Raw genomic sequence first — 1,509 nt, 5'->3', positions numbered from 1 at the left:
GGGGTCTGACGTTGATGATGGAGAGTGCCGGATCTGGTGGTGTGACCCGGGGTCTGACTGGCGCTCACAGGCTGCCTTCGACGTGATCTGTCCGCGGCCGGGTCTGGCGCGTTCCCACGCCGCCCGGGGCCGGACATGACTTCATAAGAGCTTGACCAGAAGCGTCTCATCAACGTCTTGTCTGGCCGACCCCGGACGGTGTGCCCCACGTCGAGAAAGGCACTCCTCCATCATGACTACCTTCAAGGATCCTGGCCAGGTTGTCGCCGGGATCGACACCCATTCCCTCACGCACCATGTCGCCGTCCTCGCGGCTACTGGTGCCCGACTCGGGGATCGCGAGTTCCCCGCTACCCCAGCCGGCCACGGCGCGATCGCGGCATTCATCGCCTCTTTCGGCACCGTCTCACGAGTCGGGATCGAAGGCACCGGCTCCTACGGCGCCGCACTGTCGCGATCCTTGCGCGCTGAGGGCTTGAGCGTTGCAGAGGTGATCCGACCGAAACGAGCACAACGTCGTCGTGGCAAGTCCGATCCCATCGACGCCTACGCCGCCGCCGAGCAAGCACTCGCCAACACCCACCTGCCAATTCCGAAAGACGGCGACGGCGTCGTCGAACAGATCCGCGCCCTGCTGGGCGTGCGACGCTCCGCCGTGAAGGCTCGCGCCAGTGCGATGCAGCAGATCAAGTCGCTCCTGGTGACAGCACCGGATCAGACCCGAGCGCGCTGGCGCAGCGCCAGTGACAAGCAACTGATCTCCGGCCTGGCTGCTACCAGGCCTGAAGCTGCGACCTTGTCCGTGGTGGCTGCCACCACGACTGCCCTCAGGATTTTGGCGCGCCGCTATCAGCACCTCAGTGACGAGATCACCGCAATAGAGGCCGACCTGCACGTTCTCGTCCATCAAGCCAACCCCGAACTCGCCGCAGCGTTCGGTATCGGCATCACCACCGCCGCGCAAATCCTCGTCACCGCCGGCGACAATCCCGTCCGACTACGCTCCGAGGCGGCGTTCGCAGCCCTGTGTGGCGTCGCACCCATCCCGGCCTCGTCGGGCAAAACCACCCGCCATCGCCTGAACCGTGGCGGCGACCGCGACGCGAACCGAGCCCTCCACACCGTCGCGCTCGTGCGGATGTCACACGAGCCACGCACCCGCGACTACGTCGCCCGCCGCACCACCGATGGCAAGACCACCAAGGACATCATCCGCTGCCTCAAACGCGCCATCGCCCGCGAAGTCTGGCACCTGCTCACCCACCCCACACCAGTGCCCGACATCACCGACCTGCGACCCCTACGAGTGTCCAAAGCCATCACGATCGACACCGCCGCCCGCCACTTCGGCCACTGGTCCATCACGATCTCCCGACTCGAGCGCGGCGAACTCCGAGACGACAACCTCGCCACCGCCTACCGGACCTGGCTCGCCACCTTGCCAAACGCCACCCCCACCAAGCGAATGCTCACCCTCAACTCACGTTGACAGACATAGGAGCATCATCG

Annotated in this window: 1 protein-coding gene; it reads left to right on the top strand. The window is 65.7% G+C overall.

All coding sequences use genetic code 11. From position 1 onward, the window contains the following. The first annotated feature begins 232 nt into the window (after positions 1–232). On the top strand, positions 233–1,489 hold the full coding sequence (locus tag B7K20_RS00005; protein ID WP_084099466.1) for an IS110 family transposase: 1,257 nt from the start codon (positions 233–235) through the stop codon (positions 1,487–1,489). Positions 1,490–1,509 lie beyond the last annotated feature (20 nt).

Origin of the sequence: Demequina sp. NBRC 110051, assembly GCF_002090055.1 — a bacterium.
Classification (GTDB): domain Bacteria; phylum Actinomycetota; class Actinomycetes; order Actinomycetales; family Demequinaceae; genus Demequina.
The sequence above is the reverse complement of the archived record's forward strand: the minus strand, read 5'-3'. Positions and strand labels throughout refer to the sequence as shown.

Bases quoted from the DNA above. Each gene is read 5' to 3' on its own strand.
- B7K20_RS00005 (WP_084099466.1), top strand. From the start codon at position 233: ATGACTACCTTCAAGGATCCTGGCCAGGTTGTCGCCGGGATCGACACC.